This is a genomic window from Rhodobacteraceae bacterium S2214 (genome assembly GCA_025141675.1).
GTDB lineage: Bacteria > Pseudomonadota > Alphaproteobacteria > Rhodobacterales > Rhodobacteraceae > Yoonia.
The window spans coordinates 3,501,303-3,520,951 of sequence record CP081161.1 but is presented as its reverse complement, the minus strand read 5'-3'; the positions used below and the strand labels follow the sequence as shown (position 1 = coordinate 3,520,951).

Below are 19,649 nucleotides of genomic sequence, written 5' to 3'. Positions count from 1 at the left end.
GCCAAATGGGTTCAAAACAAGTGAGACACCATGTCCAAAACCGGTCTACCGCCGCGCCGCGCTGCGCATCATCTGCTTGAAGAGATCACAGGCGAAGGACGTCTGATGTCCGAATTGATCGGTGGCGGTGCGCTGGATCATCTGCCTGCGGATGAACGTGCGCGTGCGCAACGCTTGGCGATGGACGCTTTGCGGGGTGCAGATCGCGCGGATCGGATGCTGAAACCCTACCTCAAGAAAGAACCGCCAGAGACTGTCCAAAACGCGCTGCGGCTTGGTGTGATCGAACTTGTGGGTGGCGAGGCCGCGCATGGCGTCGTGAATGCATACGTCGAAATTATCGGTAAGAACAAACATGTTTCGTCGTTCAAAGGACTGACAAACGCCGTTCTGCGCCGGATTTCCGAAGAGGGCGAAAAAGGCTGGACCAAACGTGCCAATCCACTGACGCCGGGTTGGTTGCGCCAGCCGTTGGTCGCGGCTTGGGGACGGAAATCGGTCGAAGGGATCGAAGCCGCACATTTCGCGGGGGCAGCGCTTGATCTGACGGCCAAAGGCGATCCAAAGGCGGTCGCAGACGCGGTGGGCGGCACGCTTTTGCCGACAGGGTCGATCCGGCTGAAAGAAGCGGGTCAGGTATCGGCGCTTCCGGGCTTCGAGAACGGCGATTGGTGGGTGCAAGACGCAGCCGCGGCCATTCCGGTCCAAGTGCTTGATCCCAAACCGGGCATGAAGGTGCTCGACCTCTGTGCGGCACCGGGCGGTAAGACAATGCAGCTCGCGGCAAGTGGGGCGGATGTGACGGCTGTCGATCTCAGCCATAACCGGATGACACGGGTGAAGGACAACCTGAAACGTGTCGGGTTGAAAGCCAATTGCGTAACCTCCGACGCGTTCAAATTCGAACAAGACGGATTTGATGCAGTGCTGCTCGATGCGCCCTGTTCCGCGACGGGGACAATCAGGCGCCATCCCGATTTGCCATATGCAAAAGACGGATCTGAATTCATGGCCTTGATCGAACAGCAAGAACTGCTGATCGACCACGCGCTGACGTTGCTCAAACCGGGCGGGAAGCTGGTCTTTTGCACCTGTTCGTTGCTGCCAGACGAAGGAGAAATCCAAGTCGACGAAGCGCTCGAACGGCACGCAGGGCTGACCGTGGATACCGGTGCGCTGAACAAACCGGGTATCGACCCCGCGTGGATCACCGAAGAAGGCGGTATCCGCCTGCGCCCCGATTATTGGGCGGACCTCGGCGGCATGGACGGGTTCTACATCGCGGTACTGACCAAAGCCTAAGCAGGCAGACCACGCTGCGCTTCTTTGACGTTCTCTAAATCCCCGCCGGAGGCTCCGACAGCGGCCAAAACCGCTGCCGCCTGCGTTACATCACACCCGGTACGACCTGATCGGGCGGACGGTGACCATCTGCAAACGTCTTGATGTTCACGATTACTTTTTCACCCATTTCCTGACGGCCTTCGACGGTGGCCGACCCCATATGGGGCAGCAAAACAACGTTCGGCAGGTCCATCAGGCGCGGGTTTATCTCGTGACCGCGTTCAAAGACGTCCAAGCCTGCACCGGCAATTTCACCGGCCCGCAACATCCGCGTGAGGGCATTTTCGTCGATAACCTCACCACGTGACGTGTTCACGATCACCGCATCAGGTTTCATGAGCTTCAGACGACGCGCATTCATCAAATGGAAGGTGGATGGCGTGTGCGGACAATTGATCGATATCACGTCCATCCGCGCGACCATCTGATCAAGGCTGTCCCAATACGTGGCCTCTAGTGCCTCTTCGACCTCGGGCCGCAGGCGTTTGCGGTTATGATAATGCACCTGCATACCAAAAGCGGCAGCACGTTTGGCGACGGCCTGGCCAATGCGGCCCATGCCCAAAATACCAACGCGACGTCCCGAAATACGTCCCCCCAGCATCGCGGTTGGGGACCAGCCTTCCCAGTCACCACTGCCCATAACACGCAACCCTTCAGGGATGCGGCGGGTGACAGCAAGGATCAGGGCGATGGTCATATCGGCCGTGTCGTCGGTTACTGTGCCGGGCGTGTTCGACACCAAAATCCCGCGTTGACGGGCGGTCGCGACATCAATCCGGTCTACACCGGCACCGTAATTCGCAATGAGTTTCAGCTTTTCACCAGCTTGCGCCAGCAATGGCGCATCAATGAAATCGGTGACTGTAGGGACCAAAACATCCGCCGTTTGAACTGCTGCAACCAGTTCTTCGCGGCTCATCGGCCTGTCGTTTTCGCGTAAAGTGACGTCGAACAGCTCTTTCATGCGTGTTTCGATGCTTTCGGGTAACCGTCGCGTGACGACAACACTTAACCGCTGACCTGGCATTCTTTTCTCCCATCGCTTGAAACGGATCACCGCTTTGGTTCAGAGTGCATTTAACCGACGCGAGGCACAAGAACCTCGCGCGATGAGTTAAGTGATAAAGGCAGGTTTCCCGTGATTTTTCGCATTCTTCTGGTCTGTGCTGCGCTCTGCCACCTTGGTGCAGGTGTAATTGCACAAGAGGTGACGCCGGTTTCCGGCGGAACATTGGACGCGCCTGCAATTGGGCCGGAAACAAATTTGCCTTTGCCGCGCTACGTGTCACTGAAAGCATCAGAAGCAAACGTGCGCCGTGGGCCTAGCCTGTCGCACCGGATCGATTGGGTGTTTCAACGCCGTTCCATGCCGCTGCAGGTGATTGCGGAATACGGACATTGGCGGCGTGTGATCGACCGTGAAGGTCAAGGTGGATGGGTCCACTACACCATGCTGTCAGGTGCTAGATCGGTCATTATCGATCAAGATCGCCTGCGTTTACGGTCACAGCCGCGCGACGATAGCCGCGAGACTGTGGAGCTCGAACTTGGCGTTATTGCGCGTCTGCATGAATGCGAACCGACGTGGTGTCGCCTGAGTGCTGGTGGCTACAAAGGCTGGGCGCCTAAGGCCGTGATTTGGGGCGTTGATGCGGATGAAGTCCGCGACTGATAGCGTTCGTTGATCCCGCAGGGTTGGGGGGCTAGCCCCCAAACCCCCAAGATATTTGAGGCCAAAAGAAGATCAGGCGGCATCAAGACCGCGGCCCTTGAGCAGTGCATCGACCCCAGGCAATCGCCCGCGGAATTGTTTGTAGAGTTCTTTTGCGTCGACGGAGCCGCCGGAAGACAGAATGGTGTCTTCCAATTTTCTCGCCAAATCCGGATCAAACGGATCGCCGATTTCTTCAAAGGCTGCGAATGCGTCCGCGTCCATGACTTCGGACCACATGTAGCTGTAATAGCCGCTGGAATATCCGTCCCCTGCAAAGACATGCGCGAAGTGGGGTGTGGCGTGACGCATACGGATCGCGTGGGGCATACCAATGCCTTCAAGGACTTCGGCTTGTTTCTGCATCGGGTCTTTGGGGGCGGGGCCGTCGTGGAATGCCAGATCGACCAGCGCGGAAGATACATATTCTACCGTCTGGAAGCCCATGTCGTAGGTTGCTGCATCCAGCATGCGCTGCAGCATGTCGGCTGGCATCGCTTCGCCCGTTTCCGCGTGCGTGGCGAATTCGGACAGGACTTCGGGCACTTCAAGCCAGTGTTCGTAAAGTTGGCTGGGCAGTTCGACAAAATCGCGGGCCACAGATGTGCCGCTGATACTTTCGTAGGTCACGTCAGATAACATTTGGTGCAATGCGTGGCCGAATTCGTGGAACAATGTGCGGGCGTCGTCATAGGACAACAGGGCTGGTTGGCCGTCTTCTGGTTTCGCAAAATTGCAGACGTTTACAACATGGGGACGTACTTCACCGCCCAGACGATGTTGCGACTGCATTGCCATACACCACGCACCGGACCGTTTAGAACCGCGCGCAAAGTAATCGCCAATGAAGACAGCGACATGTTTGCCGTCGCGGGTAACTTCCCACAGGCGCACGTCAGGATGATACACAGGACCTTCGAGCGGTGCGAATTCCAGACCAAACAACCGATTGGCGCATGCAAATTGCGCCTCAATCATCCGGTCCAGCTGCAGGTACGGTTTCAGCGCCGCTTCATCCAGATCATGTTCGGCCTGCCGCCGTTTTTCCGAATAATAGCGCCAATCCCATGCTTCCAAGGGCCCGTCAAAACCATCGGCATGCAGCATCCGCTCCAGCACTTTGGCATCCGCTTCAGCGGCGGCTTTGGCTGGCGTCCAAACCTGCATCAACAGATCGCGTACCGCGTCGGGGGTGCCTGCCATTTCGGTTTCGAGTTTGTAGTCTGCGAAGGTGTCGTAACCCAGCAACTTGGCGCGTTCTTCCCGCAAGGCAAGCGTTTCCGCCGCGATCCCACGGTTGTCCGTCTCGCCGCCATTTTCGCCGCGCGACACCCACGCGTCATAGGCTTTCTTGCGGAGTTCGCGCATAGGGGAAAACTGCAAGAACGGCACAATCAAAGATCGGGACAGGGTCACAACGGGGCCGCCCGCATCCTTTTCGGATCCGGCCGCGCGGGCAGTTGCGACGACAAAGTCGGGCAGACCTTCAAGATCGGCTTCGGCCAATGGCATGAACCATGACCTTTCATCGGCCAATAGGTTCTGGGTGAATTGTGTCCCCAGTACTGAAAGACGTGATTTTACGTCGCGCAAACGGACCGCATCATCGCCTTCTAACAACGCACCTTGCCGGACAAAACCGCGACGGGTCAGCATCAGAACACGAGACTGTTCATCCGACAGGTCAAGATCGGCACGACGTGTCCAAAGGTCCTCGATCCGCGCAAAAAGCGCTTTGTTTTCGGTGATCTCTGAACCAAACGCGCTTAATTTTGGACCAAAGTCGCGCTGTAACGCTTCGCGTGCCGGATTGCTGTCCGCGCCAGCGACGCCGTAAAAGACACCCAGCACTTTGCCTAGCGTAACCTCGGCTAATTCCATCGCTTCAATTGTGTTTGCGAATGTCGGGGCATCGGTGTTTTCGGCAATCGCGGCGATAGCGCTGCGGGCTTCATCCAGTGCGACATCCACGGCAGGGGCGAAATCATCGTCCGAAATCATATCAAACGGGGGCAGGCCGTGTGGGGTCGTCCAGTCAGTCAGCAACGGGTTGGTCATGGTGATCTCCTTTGCAGTCAACTTAGGGTGCGAAGGGTACGACTTCCAGCGGTAGGTCTGTGAATTAGGTGAAGGATCCACTGCAGACCGCGCAGTCATCGCGCCGTTTTAAGCCAATGGTGCGGGTGTCTGCGTAAAGTGCGTCGTAGATCATCAGCCGCCCCCGCAATGGATCGCCCGCGCCCGTGATCAATTTCACGGCTTCCACCGCCATCATCGACCCAATCACACCGGGCAATGGGCCAATCACACCGGCCTCTGCGCAGGACGGCACAAGTCCGGCGGCGGGCGTTTCAGGGAAAATGCAAGCGTAGCAGGGTGCGTTGTTGGCTGGGTCGTAGACGCTGATCTGACCTTCCCACTGCGTGAGGGCGGCAGAAATCAAAGGAATTTTCCCGGCGACACAGGTTTCATTCACCAAATACCGTGTTTCGAAGTTGTCGGTGCCATCTAAAACGATGTCATATTCAGCGAACAATTCAGCGGCGAAACTGGCGTCCAGCCTGCGATGATAGGGTTTGACCTGCACAAACGGGTTTTGCGCGCGCATCGCGTCCAGTGCAGATTGCACTTTCGGCATGCCGATCCGGTCGTCTGTGTGAATGACTTGTCGCTGCAGATTGGAATTCTCGACGGTGTCATCGTCAATCACACCAATCTGGCCAACACCTGCCGCCGCCAGATAAAGCAAAGCGGGCGACCCCAATCCACCGGCACCAATCACCAGCACTTTCGCGCGACGTAGCGCCATCTGTCCCGTGCCGCCGACTTCGCGCAGCATGATGTGGCGCGCGTAGCGGTCTAGTTCGGTTTCCGACATCGCGCTGGACTTATCCGCAGGGGTGTCACGAACAACTTGGGGGGATGCCTTGGCCCGCAAGCCGCGTAGCAGCTTGCGATATCCAAATGCGATGCCACCAAAGGCGACGATCAATGCCCAAAGCCGGACGTCACCGCCCGTGGCTTCGCGCAGCGGATGGCCATCAGGCAATACCAACTGGATGATCATCACGATCACCAACAGCAAACCAATCATCGTCCAACGCGCACGTTTGGGCGTGTCCATCGCCACGCCGGTGCCCCACAATACGGCGGCCATTGCGGCGACCATGATCATGCGACGACACCCGTACTGCCAAATCCACCTGCGCCGCGTTCTGTCGCGTCTAGGTCATCAACCAGCGTAAACTGTGCCTGTACGACAGGGGCCACAACCATCTGTGCAATCCGCATCCCATGTGTCACCTCAAACGGGCTATCCCCAAGGTTAATCATGATGACGCCAACCGGCCCGCGATAATCGCTGTCGATCGTGCCCGGGCTGTTGACCAAGGTCACACCATGTTTCAACGCAAGTCCGGAACGGGGACGAATTTGCACCTCGACCCCGTCAGGGATCGCCATGGCAAGCCCCGTCGGCACAAGCAAACGTGCGCCGGGGGCGAGCGTCACAGCACCGCCTTTCGTGCCAAAATTAGCGCAAATATCAGCGCCCGCTGCACCTTTGGTCTGATACGAAGGCAAGGGCAGCTTGCGATCTGCATCGGGCTGCCATGACAACTTCACCTGCATCTCACCGCGTCCCATTATCCAGCCAGTTCAAGCGCGATTTTCGTGGCGAGCTTGGTGGCGACTTCGTCCTTGCCCATGCGGGGCCAAGCATCCGCGCCTGTGTCAGAAATCAGCGTAACTGCGTTTTCTGTACCGCCCATGATCCCCGTTTCAGGCGATACATCATTCGCAACGATCCAGTCACACCCTTTGCGCAAACGTTTGGCGGTGGCGTTTGCGATCACATCATTGGTTTCGGCTGCAAAGCCGACCACCAGCGCTGGGCGACCGTCCGTCATCTGCGAAACGGTTGCCAGAATATCGGGGTTTTCCGCAAAGGTCAGTTCCGGCAATCCAGACGCGTCCTTCTTGATCTTCGCATCAGACGCATTTGAAACATGCCAATCAGCGACCGCCGCGGCAAAGATGGCGGCGTCAGCGGGTTTTGCATTCTGCACGGCTTCAAGCATCTCGGCGGCAGTTTCGACCGGAACAACGGTGACGCCCGCAGGGGGCGGAACGTCGGCAGGACCGGTGACAAAGGTCACGTCAGCACCCAGCTTAACTAGCGCCTGTGCAATGGCCGTGCCCTGCGCGCCGGATGATCTGTTCGCGATGTAACGTACCGGATCAATCGGTTCATGTGTGGGGCCCGACGTCACAAGTAGGTGCTTACCTTTCAACGGTCCATCGGACAGTGCAGTGTCGATTGCGGCAACAATATCAAGCGGTTCCGCCATACGTCCGGGGCCATATTCACCACAGGCCATATCGCCTTCGCCCGGACCGACGAACAAAATGCCGTCGCCCTTCAACGTTTTCAGATTCCGCTGGGTTGCAGGGTGTTCCCACATCCGCACGTTCATCGACGGGGCCACCAGAACGCGCTTGTCCGTGGCGAGCAAAAGCGTCGACGCCAGATCGTTCGCCAAACCAGTCGCCATTTTCGCCATAAGATCAGCAGTGCCGGGGGCCACAACGATCAAATCGGCGGCGCGGGATAATTCGATGTGCCCCATCTCGGCTTCATCGTTCAAGTCAAACAGGTCGGTGTATAGCTTGTTCGCGGCCAAGGCAGACACGGACAACGGGGTGACGAATTCAGACCCCGCCTTGGTCAATACCGGAGTTACTTTTGCGCCGCGTTCGCGCAAGCGCCGGATCAGGTCCAAGGACTTGAACGCCGCGATTCCGCCGCCAATGATCAAGAGAATATGTTTGTTTGTCAGCATGTCCGCCTCCGCAATTGATCAGAACGTAAGACTTTGACGGCGCGGATACAATCGGTGTGCAGTTATTCAAATGCGGCACAGGGATCGGGGCGGTCAATCGGATGCGTGACACGCCACAGATCGTATGGCGGGGTATCGGACGGCGCGTTGATTTGACCGATGCTCAGCACATGTGTGTCAGGTGATGCGGCGTTCAGGTAAACAGGCATGCCCCAGTCGGTACGCGCATGCCCGTTGCCGGTGATCACAACAACCGGTCCGCCAAACGTCTCAAATGCTTCCAACGCAGCGCGTGAAAAAACAGCGTCGCGGAACCGTTGCTGATCAACGAACCAAGGCAGCATTTCAGCAGGTAAGGCACCACAATGGCCGTCTTGCATGCCTTGTTCGCGGGTCCCCTGTTCATCTTCGTCTAACGGAACGTGAAGTCCAAACCGCCGGTCCGTGAACGCCGTCAAAATATCGTCACGGGCCTGCGCTGCCATTTCCGGACTTGGGGCGGCGCCAATGATCTTTGCATCTTCGGCAGCCGCGAAAATCGGGGCATACATAACAAAGTCAGGCCAACCGTTGGCTTCCCATTCCAACAGTTCACCTAGATCTGGCGAATTGATCGTGCCCGTCGTGATCTGCATTGCTTGATCGGATGTCAGCATTTCGAAAACGATGGCTGTTGGGTCAAGCAATGCGATGATGTCGGCCTGCACCTGATGATGGGTCGGATCATCGTGGATTTCGCCAACAATAACGATATCCGCCCCGTCAAAATCAGTCGCCGAAAACGCAACGATCTCGCCAGCGTAAACCGGAGAGACCGTTAGAAAAGTGATGAATGTCGCTACCCTCATACGAGGAAACGATGCACCTCTTCGTTTTGACCTACAAGGCTTTTGCGCATTTTGCCAAAAGCCGCCGCTTCAAGCTGGCGAACACGTTCTTTCGATAGCCCAAGTTCGGTGCCGAGGCTTTCCAATGTCCGCGGATCATCACGCATTTTACGTTCGCGGACGATAAACCGTTCACGATCATTCAATTCGCCCAAAGCGGACAACAACCACTGACGCAACGTGTCATTATCGTGGTTGTTTTCCACAGTTTCAGCGGCTTGCGGACCATCATCTTCCAATGCGTCAATCCATTCCCGACCTTCGTCTTCAGCAGATTGGGTGGCGTTGAGCGAATAATCGGACCCAGACAACCGGCCTTCCATCATCTCGACATCATGCAATGGAACGCCGACCTCTAGCGCGATCATTTCACGCATGTCGTGACGGTCAATCGTGCGTCCTTCTGCGGCGGCTTCACGTTCAAGACGGGCCTGAACACGGCGCAGATTGAAGAACAGTGATTTTTGGGATGACGTTGACCCGGTCCGGACCATCGACCAGTTCCGCATGACATAATCCTGAATTGATGCTTTGATCCACCAGACCGCATATGTCGAAAACCGGACGCCGCGATCTGGGTCGAATTTATCGGCGGCTTTCATCAACCCAACGGATGCTTCTTGGATCAGGTCGTTCATCGGCGCGCCGTACCGCTTGAACTTACCTGCCATTGAAATCGCGAGGCGCATGTAGGCCGTGATCAGGCGATGAAGCGCTTGTTCGTCTCGATCATCTCGCCACGCATATGCCAACGCAAGTTCCGTTTCGGCATCCAAAAGCTCTGCTTTCATTGCCTTGCGTGTCATCTTCTGATCCGAAAAACCGTCAAACGCCATGTTTTGATCCCTACCAGATTGCGCGCGGGTGTTCCCGTGCTATTGATCTGTCTACGAAGGGTCGAACCAAGCGGATCAGAAAAAGTTGCAAGAAAAATCGCCGAAGACATTGTATTTTGTGACGGGCGGGGCTGCGTCGGGCAAATCAACCTTTGCAGAAAAGGTCGTTCGCGCGACTGGTAAGCCCAAAACATATGTCGCGACGATGCAGCCCTACGACGACGAAATGCGCGCGAAACTGGAAAAGCATCAGCAGCAGCGCGGGGGCGATTGGACAACCATCGAGGCCCAGATCGATATCGTGTCGGTACTGGATCAGGCGTCGGCCGATGACATCATCCTGCTGGATTGCGTGACCCTGTGGCTGACGAACGTGCTGCTCGGGGATCATGATATTGATGCGGCCTGCGACGCATTGGTGAATGCGCTGTTAACCTGTGCGTGCGATGTCGTTGTTGTGTCCAACGAAGTCGGCATGGGCATCGTGCCGGACAATGCCTTGTCACGTAAGTTTCGGAATGCACAGGGAAAAGTGAACCAGATGATCGCGGCACGGGCAGACGTCGTCATGACCGTGATCTCTGGCCTGCCACTGGTTCTGAAAGGGTCTTACGATCCTGTATCCGCAACGCACGTCTTCCCCGCGGGGAAGGTTTGACCCGCTTTTGGCTGGTCCGGCACGGGCCCACGCATCAAAAAACCTTTACAGGATGGCGCGATGTACCTGCGGATTTGACCGATACTGCGGCGTTAGATCGGTTGTCGTCCCACCTGCCGGAGCAAGGGCTTCTTGTTTCATCTGATCTGCAACGATCTGTGCAAACAGCGGATGCCATCGGGGGTGGCAGGACGCGTTTGGCACACCGCAAAACCTTGCGGGAATTTGATTTTGGGCTGTGGGACGGCCTGCACCACACAGAAGTCGCGGAACGTGATCCTGTTCTTAGCCGTCAGTTCTGGGAACAACCCGGAACGTTGGCACCGCCGAACGGTGAAAGCTGGAATGCTGTCACGAAACGCGTAATCGCGTCGTTGACCCAATTGGCCCACCACCACAAAGCGAAAGATATTGTCGTTGTCGGTCATATGGGCATGATCATGACAGTGATCGCGCAATGCGGCGGGACACCGTACGAAGCAATGGGGCACAAGATCGATAACTTGTCAGTCACGGACGTGCATCTCACCTCGCAAGGTTGGCAAATCGGAACGATCAATCACGTCGCTTAAAGGGTAAAGGGACCAAACCATGACTTACGAACTCTACATCGGTGACCGGACCTTTTCGAGCTGGTCTTTGCGCGGCTGGCTTCTGCTTGAGAAGTTTGGCCTGCCCTACAAAACAACGATGGTCGGTTTGTACGCAGGGACCATGGCGCAAGACATGGCGCATTTGCCGGGTGCGAAAACGGTCCCTGCATTGGTCACACCGAGCGGTGGATTACTGACTGATAGCTTGGCGATGGCGGAAACGCTTGCCGAAGAAAACCCGCAAGCAGGCCTTTACCCCTCAGACCCCATTGCCCGCGCAATGGCACGGTCCATGATTGCGGAAATGCACAGCGGCTTTGGGGCATTGCGGTCGGATTGCCCGCACAACATGGAACATACACTTGTCGGATTTGAACCGTCTGAAGCGGTCATGAACGACGTGGCCCGCATTTCCGAACTCTGGTCAATGGCGCGCGACAGGTTCGGCGAAGACGGGCCGTGGCTGTTTGGGCAATACTCAGCGGCTGATGCATTCTACGCGCCGATCGCGAACCGTTTTACCACCTACGGTATCCCGTTGGGTGTCACAGCGCAGGCCTATGTCGACGCGCATATCGCGGATCTGTCTAACCGACAGTGGCGGGCAATGGGGCAGACTGTGCGCTACGACCCTTTTCCATACGATTTTGGATTGAAGACAAAGCCATGGCCGATTGATGCTTTGCCTGCTCGGGCTGTCGATCAAGGTCCGTCAGAAAACGAAACATGCCCGTATTCTGGTAAACCGGTCACGCATTACTTGGAACTGGACGGCAGAACGTTTGGTGTCTGCAACGCGTTTTGTCGTGACAAAACGGTTGCAGACCCAGCGGCATGGCCGAAATTTATGGCGTTGTTGAACAATTAACCTTTTCGCAAGGGTCCTGTCGTTAACCATAAGTATTGGGAATGACGGGAACCAACATGTCAGCAGTTGCCTACACGGTCGCCTTTGATGGCATCGACGCGAAAATGGTCGAGGTGCAATGCGCGGTCAGCCCCGGCATGCCGGGGTTCGCCATCGTGGGCTTGCCAGATAAAGCGGTTTCAGAAGCGCGCGAAAGAGTGCGGGCCGCGTTGACGCACATGGCAATTGCGCTGCCGTCGAAGAAAATCACGATCAATATGTCGCCTGCGAATATGCCGAAAGAGGGGTCGCATTTTGATTTGCCTATCGCGCTGGCGTTGTTGGCTGCGCTTGAAATCTTGCCGCGTGATGATGTTGCGGGCACGGTATCACTTGGTGAATTATCGCTAAATGGTGATCTTGTTCCTGTCATTGGGGCGTTGCCTGCGGCAATGGCTGCAGCGGTTGAAGGTAAAGTTCTTGTCTGCCCAAGTGCATGCGGTCCCGAAGCGGCATGGGTCGACGCCGCAAAAGTGATCGCACCGCAGTCGCTGGCCGCGGCGATACGGCACTTTACCGGCCAAGCGGTTCTCGACGCGGCGGTCGCGGGCGAAGTGCATGTTGATGCAAACGCCTCTGATCTGGCCGAGGTGAAAGGGCAGGAACGTGCGAAACGTGCGTTGGAAATCGCAGCCGCTGGGCGACATCATTTGATGATGGTCGGCTCGCCGGGGTCTGGTAAGTCGATGTTATCGAAGCGTATTCCCGGTATCCTTCCACCAATGTCACCGACAGAAGCGTTAGAGACGTCGATGATTCATTCGCTGGCGGGCGTGTTGGAAGAGGGCGGCATCAATCGCACGCGCCCTTTCCAAGAACCGCATCACACAGCGTCGACCGCTGCGATTATCGGCGGCGGGCGAACGGCAAAACCCGGACAGATTTCACTGGCGCACAATGGGGTACTTTTTCTCGATGAATTTCCAGAATTCCCACGATCAGTGCTCGAAACCTTGCGCCAGCCGATTGAAACAGGCGAGGTGATCGTCGCGCGGGCCAATGCGCATGTGAAATACCCCTGTCGTTTTATGTTGGTCGCGGCCGCGAACCCTTGCAAATGCGGGTATCTGGCAGATCCAGCGCGCGCCTGCGCACGTGTGCCGATCTGTGGTGAAGAATATATGGGGCGCATTTCTGGGCCATTGATGGACCGTTTTGATTTACGGGTCGAAGTGCCCCCGGTCGCATACACTGATCTGGACTTGCCAGAAGACGGCGAAAGCTCTGCGGTGATTGCTGCCCGCGTTGCCGCCGCCCGCGATGTGCAATCGCAACGGTTTGCGGACGCGGCGGGCGTACGGGTAAATGCCGAAGCTGAAGGGCGCGTTTTGGAACAGGTGGCAACGCCGGATACCGAAGGGCGGGCGCTGTTGGTCAAAGTCGCGGAACGGTTTGGGCTTTCGGCGCGGGGGTATCACCGTGTGTTGCGCGTCGCGCGAACCATCGCTGATTTGGCAGGCGAAACGGATGTGCGCCGCCCGCATGTCGCGGAGGCGGTAAGCTACCGCCTCTCGCTGTCTCAGGACGTGTGATCAGGCAGCAGCGCGACGCGCTTCAATTGCTTCCCAAATTTTGGCCGTGATATTGACGTCGTCAAACCGTTCCAATTCTTGAATGCCTGTCGGTGAGGTCACGTTGATTTCGGTCAGCCAGTCACCAATCACATCGATCCCGACAAAAATCTGACCCTTTTCACGCAACAACGGTCCGATTGCCGCACAAATTTCGCGGTCACGGTCGGTCAGTTCAACTTTCTCGGGGCGTCCGCCTACGTGCATATTGGATCGGGTTTCGCCATCGGCGGGGACGCGGTTGATCGCCCCAACAGGTTCACCATCGACCAAGATGACCCGCTTGTCGCCTTTACTGACGTCTGGCAGGAATTTCTGCATAATCAGCGGTTCGCGATTAATCCCCGAGAACATTTCGTGCAGCGATGCGAGGTTGCTATCACCTTGTTTCAGCTTGAAAACACCGGCGCCACCATTGCCGTAAAGTGGCTTGAGGATCACATCGCCATGTGCGGCACGGAATGATTTGAGCGTGTCCAAATCACGCGCAATCATTGTTGGGGGTGTCAGGTCAGGGAAGTTCAGAACCAGCAACTTTTCCGGATAGTTCCGTACCCAGAACGGGTCATTCACGACGAGCGTGCCGGGGTGAATCATATCAAGAATATGGGTCGTGGTGATGTACCCCATGTCGAAAGGGGGATCTTGGCGCAGCCAAACGACATCGTAGTCGGCAAGATCGACTTCAATTTCGTCGCCCAGCGTAAAATGATCGCCTTCGACCCGCTGAATGGTCAGCGGCCAGCCGCGCGCGACAACTTTACCTTCGCGGTAGGCGAGTTTGTCAGGCGTATAGTAGAAAAGACTGTGACCGCGCGCCTGTGCTTCTTCTGCAATGCGGAAGGTGCTGTCGGCGTTAATATCGATAGGACCAATCGGGTCCATTTGGATCGCTACTTTCAAGGGCATGACCTGTGGCCTTTTCTCAATATGAAATTGAGAGATACATGGCCCATGCGACGGGCCTGTGCAATGGCGGCCAGATCACGCTTCCATGAACGCGTTTTCAATAATCCGCACGTTGCCCGTTTGATCAACGGTTGCCACATCGAAACGCATTTCGGTTAACGCCCCGCGCGGTTCATTTGCCACAAATTCACTCGCAGCAGCGCAGAGCCTGTCCATCTGACGGCGACTGACACGTTGCAATGCGGTCGCGTGGGATTTGCTTTTCTTAACTTCGACAAAGATCAGGCTGTCACCATCGCGGACAATCAAATCGATTTCGCCGCCGCGCCCGCGCCATCGTGTATGCGCAATAGAATGGCCACGACGTTTGTAATCACGGGCAACACTGGATTCGGCCGCCAATCCTGCATGGTGATTGGTGCTGGCACGCATCGCTTGTTGCGTCGATGATGTCATTCGTCGTCCTTTTCCAGCCCAAGGGCCATTTGATAAACTTGGCGGCGGGGTAGACCCATCGCACCCGCAACCATCGTCGCGGCATCTTTCACCCGCATCGTGCGCATCGCATCAACCAATGCCGCCTGCACATCGTTTTCGCCGATCTTTTCACCGTTCCCACGATCAACCAGCACGACAATTTCGCCCTTTACCTTGCGGTCGGCAAAATCTGCGACAAGGTCATCAAGAGACCCGCGTGTGGTTTCTTCAAACTTCTTGGTCAGCTCACGGCAGACCACCGCGCGGCGGTCGCCCCCTAGAACATCGCGCAAAGACATTAGCATATCATGAAGACGCTTTGGGGATTCGTAGAACACCAGTGTCAGCGGCATATCGCGTAGTTCGGCGATCTCTGTTTCGCGCTGTGTCTTTGCAGATGGCAGGAATCCGATGAATGCAAAGCGGTCAGTTGCCAAACCTGAGACGGTCAGGGCGGCAAGCACTGCCGACGCCCCTGGGGCCGTGGTGACCGGCAGGTCCGCCGCAATCATTGCAGCGCCCAGTTCATATCCCGGATCGGCCACTAATGGCGTGCCTGCTTCAGACACGTAAGCAACTGATTTTCCTTCGCTTACAGCCCTCACAAGGCGTTCGGTTGGCTTTTCCCCGCTGTGGTCATGGTAGGCGACAACCTGTCGTGTCCCAAGCGGTACGCCATGAATTTCCATCAATTTGCGGGCCGTTCGTGTGTCTTCCGCGGCAATCAGATCGGCGCTGGCGAGGATGTCGAGACCGCGCAGTGTCATGTCTCGTGCGGACCCGATTGGAGTCGCCACGAAATAAAGACCCGCCGTCAAGGGTTTTTCTATAAAATTCATACCTAGACCCTTTGGCGCATAGCCCTATGATGTTGCCCAATGTTTGACCCGATGGAGGTCACCATCAGGAGGGGGATTTCCTATGTTTGCTTGTTTCGCCGACGCCCGCAAGGCGGCAGCCCGGCTGTTTATCTTTTTGACGCTTGTGTTCGTGTCGGCCTGTACGGTCCCCGGCCAAGTTGGTGTGAATGAAAACACCGGTCAGCGCATTGATCCGAACGCGCCTGTTCAGGTTGCCCTGTTGGTTCCAGGTGGGTCTGGTAACGAAGGTCGTTTGTCAGCTAGCCTTGAAAATGCCGCACGGTTGGCGATTTCCGATTTGGCTGGCGTGACGATCGATCTGCGCGTCTACAACACTGCCGGTGACCCTTTGCAGGCCGCACGCGTCGCCAATGCGGCTGTCGATGACGGTGCAAAGATTATTTTGGGACCGTTGTTTGGTGAAGCGGCCAACGCGGCTGGTGTGTCTGTCGCGAACCGTAATGTGAACGTCCTCGCGTTTTCGAACAACCCGACAATTGCTGGCGGTAACGTTTTTATCCTCGGGTCTACATTCGGAAACACAGCGAACCGTTTGGTCCAGTACGCAGGCCGTCAAGGCATCAACCGCTACACGGTTGTCCATGGCAATTCAGTTCCCGGGCAGTTGGGCCGTGATGCGATTGCAAACGCTGTTCGTGCGAACGGGGGCCAAGTGACCGCGATCGAAGGGTATCCATTGACCCAGCAAGGCGTATCCGATTCGTCGGCGCGTATCGTTTCTGCAGCGCGGAATGGTGGTAGCGATGCGGTCTTCTTCACAGGTGATCCTTCTGCTGACCTTCCGTTTATTCTGGACGGTCTGTCAGCCGCTGGTCTGACATCGAACGAAGCGCGCTTTATGGGTTTGACCCGTTGGGACGCAAATGCTGACGTTCTGGGAAGCGCTGCTGCCCAAGGCGGCATCATTGCGTTGCCTGATCAAGGTTTGAACAACGCGTTCCAGAACCGTTACGCGTCTGTTTATGGCGATGCGCCACATCCGCTGGCCGGTCTCGCGTATGATGGAATTGCCGCCATCGGCGCGCTTGTTGCCCAAGGAAACGCCAACGCCCTGACAAAACAGGCGCTCACGACGTCCCAAGGCTTTCAAGGGACTGGTGGTATCTTCCGGTTCCTGCCAAATGGTCTGAACCAGCGTGGCCTCGCCATCGCCGAATTACGCAACAATCAGGTGATTACCCTTGAGCCAGCCCCACGGAGCTTTGGCGGATCAGGTCTCTGATCCGACCAACACGACTTACGACCTTGAAACGCCGGACAATTTGATTTGTCCGGCGTCTGAGATTTTTGACCAACCCGCAGTCCGTGCAGCGTTAGAAGCCGCGGCGAGCCTTGGTCATAGCGACAAAGACATCCGCACCCAAACCGTCGAAATCCTGAACGAAGCGCGTGTTGCAGGGCGTAAGCGCATTGCAGAAGCCTTTACCGCTGATCCATTTCCGGGGCGTCGCGGGACGCGCGCCTATAGCTGGCTGACAGACCAGATTATTGGCGAAGTGTTGAATATCGCGCAAACGTATCTGCATCCTTTGCCAAACCCGACAGAGGCCGAACGGATCGCGATTATTGCTGTTGGCGGCTACGGGCGTGGCGAAATGGCCGCGCATTCCGACGTCGATTTGCTATTTTTGAACCCGTATAAAATCACACCGTGGGCGGAAAGCCTCATCGAATCGATGCTGTATATCCTGTGGGATTTGAAGCTGAAGGTCGGACATGCCAGCCGGACGATCAAAGACTGCATTCGACTTGGCCGCGAAGATTTCACGATCCGTACGTCGTTGGTGGAATACCGTTATCTTGCCGGTGACGAAGACTTGGCGCAGTCCCTTGCCACATCGTTGTGGGAAGACTTGTTCAAAGGTACCGAAGCCGAATTTATTGAAGCCAAGCTTGAGGAACGTGCTGAACGTCATCGCAAGCAAGGTGGTCAGCGGTATGTGGTTGAGCCGAACGTGAAAGAAGGCAAGGGTGGTCTACGCGACCTGCAGTCCCTGTTCTGGATCGGGAAATATGTGCACGGGACGCAGAACGCCAAGGAACTGATTGCCTTTGGTGTCTATAACGAAGACGAATTCCAGACATTCAAAACGGCTGAAGATTTTCTTTGGTCTGTCCGTTGCCACATGCACATCATCGCTAATCGTGCGGTGGATCAGCTGACCTTCGACATGCAAGTCGAGGTCGCAGAAAAGCTTGGGTACAAGGATCACGACGGGCGTCGTGCTGTTGAACATTTTATGCAGGATTACTTCCGCCATGCCACGAAGGTTGGGGAAGTCACCCGGATCTTCCTGACATCGCTAGAGGCGACGCATACTAAAGCCGAACCGATGCTGCTGCGCTTGTTCAAACGGCGCAAGAAGGCGAAAGCCCCATATGCGATTGAACAGAACCGTCTGACTGTCGCGGATGAAGAGGCGTTTCTGGCCAACCCCGTCAACATGCTTGGGATCATCGAAGAAGTGCTTCGGACGGGTACGTTGCTGCATCCAGATGCGATGCGCATGATTGCGGCGAACCTGCATTTGATCGACGATTCTGTCCGTAATGATCCTGCCGCGCGCAAACTATTCCTTGGGATCATGCTGAAACACGGCAACCCTGAACGCGGCTTGCGGCGGATGAATGAATTGGGGCTTCTGGCTGCGTTTATCCCCGAATTTGCGCCGATTGTGGCGATGATGCAGTTCAATATGTACCATCACTACACGGTCGACGAACATACGATCCAATGCATCAGCCATCTGTCACAGATCGAACGCGAAGAGCTGATAGAGGAATTGCCGATTGCGTCCGGCATTCTGCAGAAGGGTGTGAACCGCAAGGTGTTGTATGTCGCGTTGTTGCTGCATGACATCGGCAAAGGACAGCCAGAGGATCATTCGGTTTTGGGCGCGAAGATTGCGCGTGTCGTAGCTCCACGGTTGGGGTTGAACAAGAAAGAATGCGAACTGGTCGAATGGTTGATCCGCAATCATCTGCTCTTGTCCGATACGGCACAAAAACGCGATATTTCGGAACCACGCACCGTGACCGGTTTCGCCAAAGCGATGAAGACCGTTGAACGGCTTGATTTGCTGACTGTGCTGACGGTCTGCGACATTCGGGGCGTTGGGCCGGGCACATGGAACAACTGGAAAGCGGTGCTGATCCGTAACCTGTATGCCGCGACGCGCGATGCGTTAGACAACGGGCTGGAAGATCTGAACCGCGAAACCAGAGAAACCGAAGCAAAACGTGCGCTGCGCGGTGCTTTGACGGATTGGAAGCCAAAAGATCTAAAAGCAGAAGTTGGGCGTCATTATGGGCCGTATTGGCAAGGTTTGCCGGGTTCGACCCATGTGATTTTCGCGAACCTTTTGTCTGGAATTTCGGACGATAGTATCGCCGTTGATCTGATGCTTGACGAAGACCGCGACGCGACGCGCGTTTGCTTTGCCATGGTGGATCATCCGGGGTTATTTAGCCGGATGACTGGGGCGTTGGCGTTAGTTGGTGCGAACATCGTTGATGCACGCAGTTACACATCCAAAGACGGCTACGCGACGGCGGCGTTTTGGATACAGGACGCGGACGGCCATCCGTACGAAGCTGCCCGCCTGCCGCGTCTTCAACAGATGATCATCAAGACGTTGCATGGTGAAGTGGTCGCCCGCGACGCCCTGAAAGATCGTGATAAGATCAAAAAGCGTGAACGTGCGTTTAAGGTGCCCACTGTCATCACCTTTGATAACGCGGGTTCCGAAATTTACACAATTATCGAAGTGGACACCCGCGACCGGCCCGGCCTGCTATACGATCTGACCCGTACGCTGGCGAATAATCACGTTTATATTGCGTCTGCTGTCATCGCGACGTTTGGCGAACAGATCGTCGATACGTTCTATGTCAAAGACATGGTTGGTCTGAAATATCACAACGAAGCCAAGCGCCAAGCGCTGGAAGCGAAACTGCGTGAAGCCATTACACTGGGCGCGGAAAGGGCTGTGACGTGATACGGATTTTCGTGAAAATTCGGACGATTTTTC

The 19,649-nt window shown here is 56.2% G+C and carries 18 protein-coding genes; 8 read left to right on the top strand and 10 right to left on the bottom strand.

The genetic code is table 11. From position 1 onward, the window contains the following. Window positions 1–30: 30 nt before the first annotated feature. Window positions 31–1,302: an RsmB/NOP family class I SAM-dependent RNA methyltransferase gene (locus K3729_17380; protein ID UWQ99146.1), complete on the top strand. Its 1,272-nt coding sequence runs from the start codon at window positions 31–33 to the stop codon at window positions 1,300–1,302. An 85-nt stretch (window positions 1,303–1,387) separates the two neighbouring features. Here the strand turns inward: K3729_17380 and K3729_17375 are convergent, their stop codons facing one another. Continuing rightward, complete coding sequence (locus K3729_17375) at window positions 1,388–2,374, bottom strand: D-glycerate dehydrogenase (GenBank protein ID UWQ99145.1); 987 nt, start codon at window positions 2,372–2,374, stop codon at window positions 1,388–1,390. A 114-nt stretch (window positions 2,375–2,488) separates the two neighbouring features. Here K3729_17375 and K3729_17370 point away from each other — a divergent pair, with 114 nt between their 5' ends. Beyond that, a complete protein-coding gene (locus K3729_17370; protein UWR01115.1) occupies window positions 2,489–3,019 on the top strand; it encodes a hypothetical protein in 531 nt (176 codons plus the stop codon). Between the two features lie 72 nt (window positions 3,020–3,091). Here the strand turns inward: K3729_17370 and K3729_17365 are convergent, their stop codons facing one another. The 6 genes from K3729_17365 to K3729_17340 form a co-directional block, all read right to left on the bottom strand. Continuing rightward, complete coding sequence (locus K3729_17365) at window positions 3,092–5,116, bottom strand: M3 family metallopeptidase (GenBank protein ID UWQ99144.1); 2,025 nt, start codon at window positions 5,114–5,116, stop codon at window positions 3,092–3,094. A gap of 64 nt (window positions 5,117–5,180) precedes the next feature. Further along, entirely contained in the window at window positions 5,181–6,233 is a 1,053-nt protein-coding gene (moeB, locus tag K3729_17360; GenBank protein ID UWQ99143.1) for a molybdopterin-synthase adenylyltransferase MoeB, read from the bottom strand. Further along, entirely contained in the window at window positions 6,230–6,688 is a 459-nt protein-coding gene (dut, locus tag K3729_17355; GenBank protein ID UWR01114.1) for a dUTP diphosphatase, read from the bottom strand. The genes moeB and dut overlap by 4 nt, the downstream gene beginning before the upstream one ends. Window positions 6,689–6,702: 14 nt before the next feature. After that, on the bottom strand, window positions 6,703–7,899 hold the full coding sequence (coaBC, locus tag K3729_17350) for a bifunctional phosphopantothenoylcysteine decarboxylase/phosphopantothenate--cysteine ligase CoaBC (protein ID UWQ99142.1): 1,197 nt from the start codon (window positions 7,897–7,899) through the stop codon (window positions 6,703–6,705). A 62-nt stretch (window positions 7,900–7,961) separates the two neighbouring features. Continuing rightward, entirely contained in the window at window positions 7,962–8,747 is a 786-nt protein-coding gene (locus tag K3729_17345; protein ID UWQ99141.1) for a ChaN family lipoprotein, read from the bottom strand. Further along, window positions 8,744–9,622 (bottom strand): RNA polymerase factor sigma-32, encoded by an 879-nt coding sequence (locus K3729_17340; protein ID UWQ99140.1) that lies wholly within the window; start codon window positions 9,620–9,622, stop codon window positions 8,744–8,746. Before K3729_17340 ends, K3729_17345 begins: the two co-directional genes overlap by 4 nt. An 85-nt stretch (window positions 9,623–9,707) precedes the next feature. Here K3729_17340 and cobU point away from each other — a divergent pair, with 85 nt between their 5' ends. Genes cobU through K3729_17320 form a run of 4 tightly spaced genes read left to right on the top strand, consistent with a single transcriptional unit; the run spans window position 9,708 to window position 13,312 of the window. Then, entirely contained in the window at window positions 9,708–10,280 is a 573-nt protein-coding gene (cobU, locus tag K3729_17335; GenBank protein UWQ99139.1) for a bifunctional adenosylcobinamide kinase/adenosylcobinamide-phosphate guanylyltransferase, read from the top strand. Next, a complete protein-coding gene (locus tag K3729_17330) occupies window positions 10,277–10,852 on the top strand; it encodes a histidine phosphatase family protein (GenBank protein ID UWQ99138.1) in 576 nt (191 codons plus the stop codon). The genes cobU and K3729_17330 overlap by 4 nt, the downstream gene beginning before the upstream one ends. Window positions 10,853–10,871: 19 nt before the next feature. Further along, window positions 10,872–11,741: a glutathione S-transferase gene (locus K3729_17325; protein UWQ99137.1), complete on the top strand. Its 870-nt coding sequence runs from the start codon at window positions 10,872–10,874 to the stop codon at window positions 11,739–11,741. Between the two features lie 56 nt (window positions 11,742–11,797). Next, entirely contained in the window at window positions 11,798–13,312 is a 1,515-nt protein-coding gene (locus K3729_17320) for a YifB family Mg chelatase-like AAA ATPase (GenBank protein UWQ99136.1), read from the top strand. Here K3729_17320 and gshB read toward each other — a convergent pair whose 3' ends face one another. From gshB to rsmI, 3 genes are all read right to left on the bottom strand, one after another. After that, window positions 13,313–14,260, bottom strand: coding sequence for a glutathione synthase (gene gshB / locus K3729_17315; protein ID UWQ99135.1), 948 nt, complete (start codon window positions 14,258–14,260; stop codon window positions 13,313–13,315). Between the two features lie 75 nt (window positions 14,261–14,335). Then, entirely contained in the window at window positions 14,336–14,716 is a 381-nt protein-coding gene (locus tag K3729_17310) for a YraN family protein (GenBank protein ID UWQ99134.1), read from the bottom strand. Next, on the bottom strand, window positions 14,713–15,576 hold the full coding sequence (gene rsmI / locus K3729_17305) for a 16S rRNA (cytidine(1402)-2'-O)-methyltransferase (protein ID UWQ99133.1): 864 nt from the start codon (window positions 15,574–15,576) through the stop codon (window positions 14,713–14,715). The genes K3729_17310 and rsmI overlap by 4 nt, the downstream gene beginning before the upstream one ends. 82 nt (window positions 15,577–15,658) lie before the next feature. On the opposite strand from rsmI, the gene K3729_17300 reads away from it, so the two are divergent. Both K3729_17300 and K3729_17295 read left to right on the top strand, forming a co-directional pair. After that, a complete protein-coding gene (locus tag K3729_17300; protein ID UWQ99132.1) occupies window positions 15,659–16,840 on the top strand; it encodes a penicillin-binding protein activator in 1,182 nt (393 codons plus the stop codon). Continuing rightward, the gene (locus K3729_17295) at window positions 16,821–19,616 is read left to right on the top strand and encodes a [protein-PII] uridylyltransferase (protein ID UWR01113.1); all 2,796 of its coding nucleotides are present in this window, start codon (window positions 16,821–16,823) and stop codon (window positions 19,614–19,616) included. The genes K3729_17300 and K3729_17295 overlap by 20 nt, the downstream gene beginning before the upstream one ends. Window positions 19,617–19,649 lie beyond the last annotated feature (33 nt).

Bases quoted from the DNA above. Each gene is read 5' to 3' on its own strand.
- dut (UWR01114.1), bottom strand. From the start codon at position 6,688: ATGCAGGTGAAGTTGTCATGGCAGCCCGATGCAGATCGCAAGCTGCCC.
- gshB (UWQ99135.1), bottom strand. From the start codon at position 14,260: ATGCCCTTGAAAGTAGCGATCCAAATGGACCCGATTGGTCCTATCGAT.
- K3729_17345 (UWQ99141.1), bottom strand. From the start codon at position 8,747: ATGAGGGTAGCGACATTCATCACTTTTCTAACGGTCTCTCCGGTTTAC.
- K3729_17380 (UWQ99146.1), top strand. From the start codon at position 31: ATGTCCAAAACCGGTCTACCGCCGCGCCGCGCTGCGCATCATCTGCTT.
- moeB (UWQ99143.1), bottom strand. From the start codon at position 6,233: ATGATCATGGTCGCCGCAATGGCCGCCGTATTGTGGGGCACCGGCGTG.
- K3729_17320 (UWQ99136.1), top strand. From the start codon at position 11,798: ATGTCAGCAGTTGCCTACACGGTCGCCTTTGATGGCATCGACGCGAAA.
- K3729_17310 (UWQ99134.1), bottom strand. From the start codon at position 14,716: ATGACATCATCGACGCAACAAGCGATGCGTGCCAGCACCAATCACCAT.
- coaBC (UWQ99142.1), bottom strand. From the start codon at position 7,899: ATGCTGACAAACAAACATATTCTCTTGATCATTGGCGGCGGAATCGCG.
- K3729_17300 (UWQ99132.1), top strand. From the start codon at position 15,659: ATGTTTGCTTGTTTCGCCGACGCCCGCAAGGCGGCAGCCCGGCTGTTT.
- K3729_17365 (UWQ99144.1), bottom strand. From the start codon at position 5,116: ATGACCAACCCGTTGCTGACTGACTGGACGACCCCACACGGCCTGCCC.
- K3729_17340 (UWQ99140.1), bottom strand. From the start codon at position 9,622: ATGGCGTTTGACGGTTTTTCGGATCAGAAGATGACACGCAAGGCAATG.
- K3729_17375 (UWQ99145.1), bottom strand. From the start codon at position 2,374: ATGCCAGGTCAGCGGTTAAGTGTTGTCGTCACGCGACGGTTACCCGAA.
- K3729_17325 (UWQ99137.1), top strand. From the start codon at position 10,872: ATGACTTACGAACTCTACATCGGTGACCGGACCTTTTCGAGCTGGTCT.
- rsmI (UWQ99133.1), bottom strand. From the start codon at position 15,576: ATGAATTTTATAGAAAAACCCTTGACGGCGGGTCTTTATTTCGTGGCG.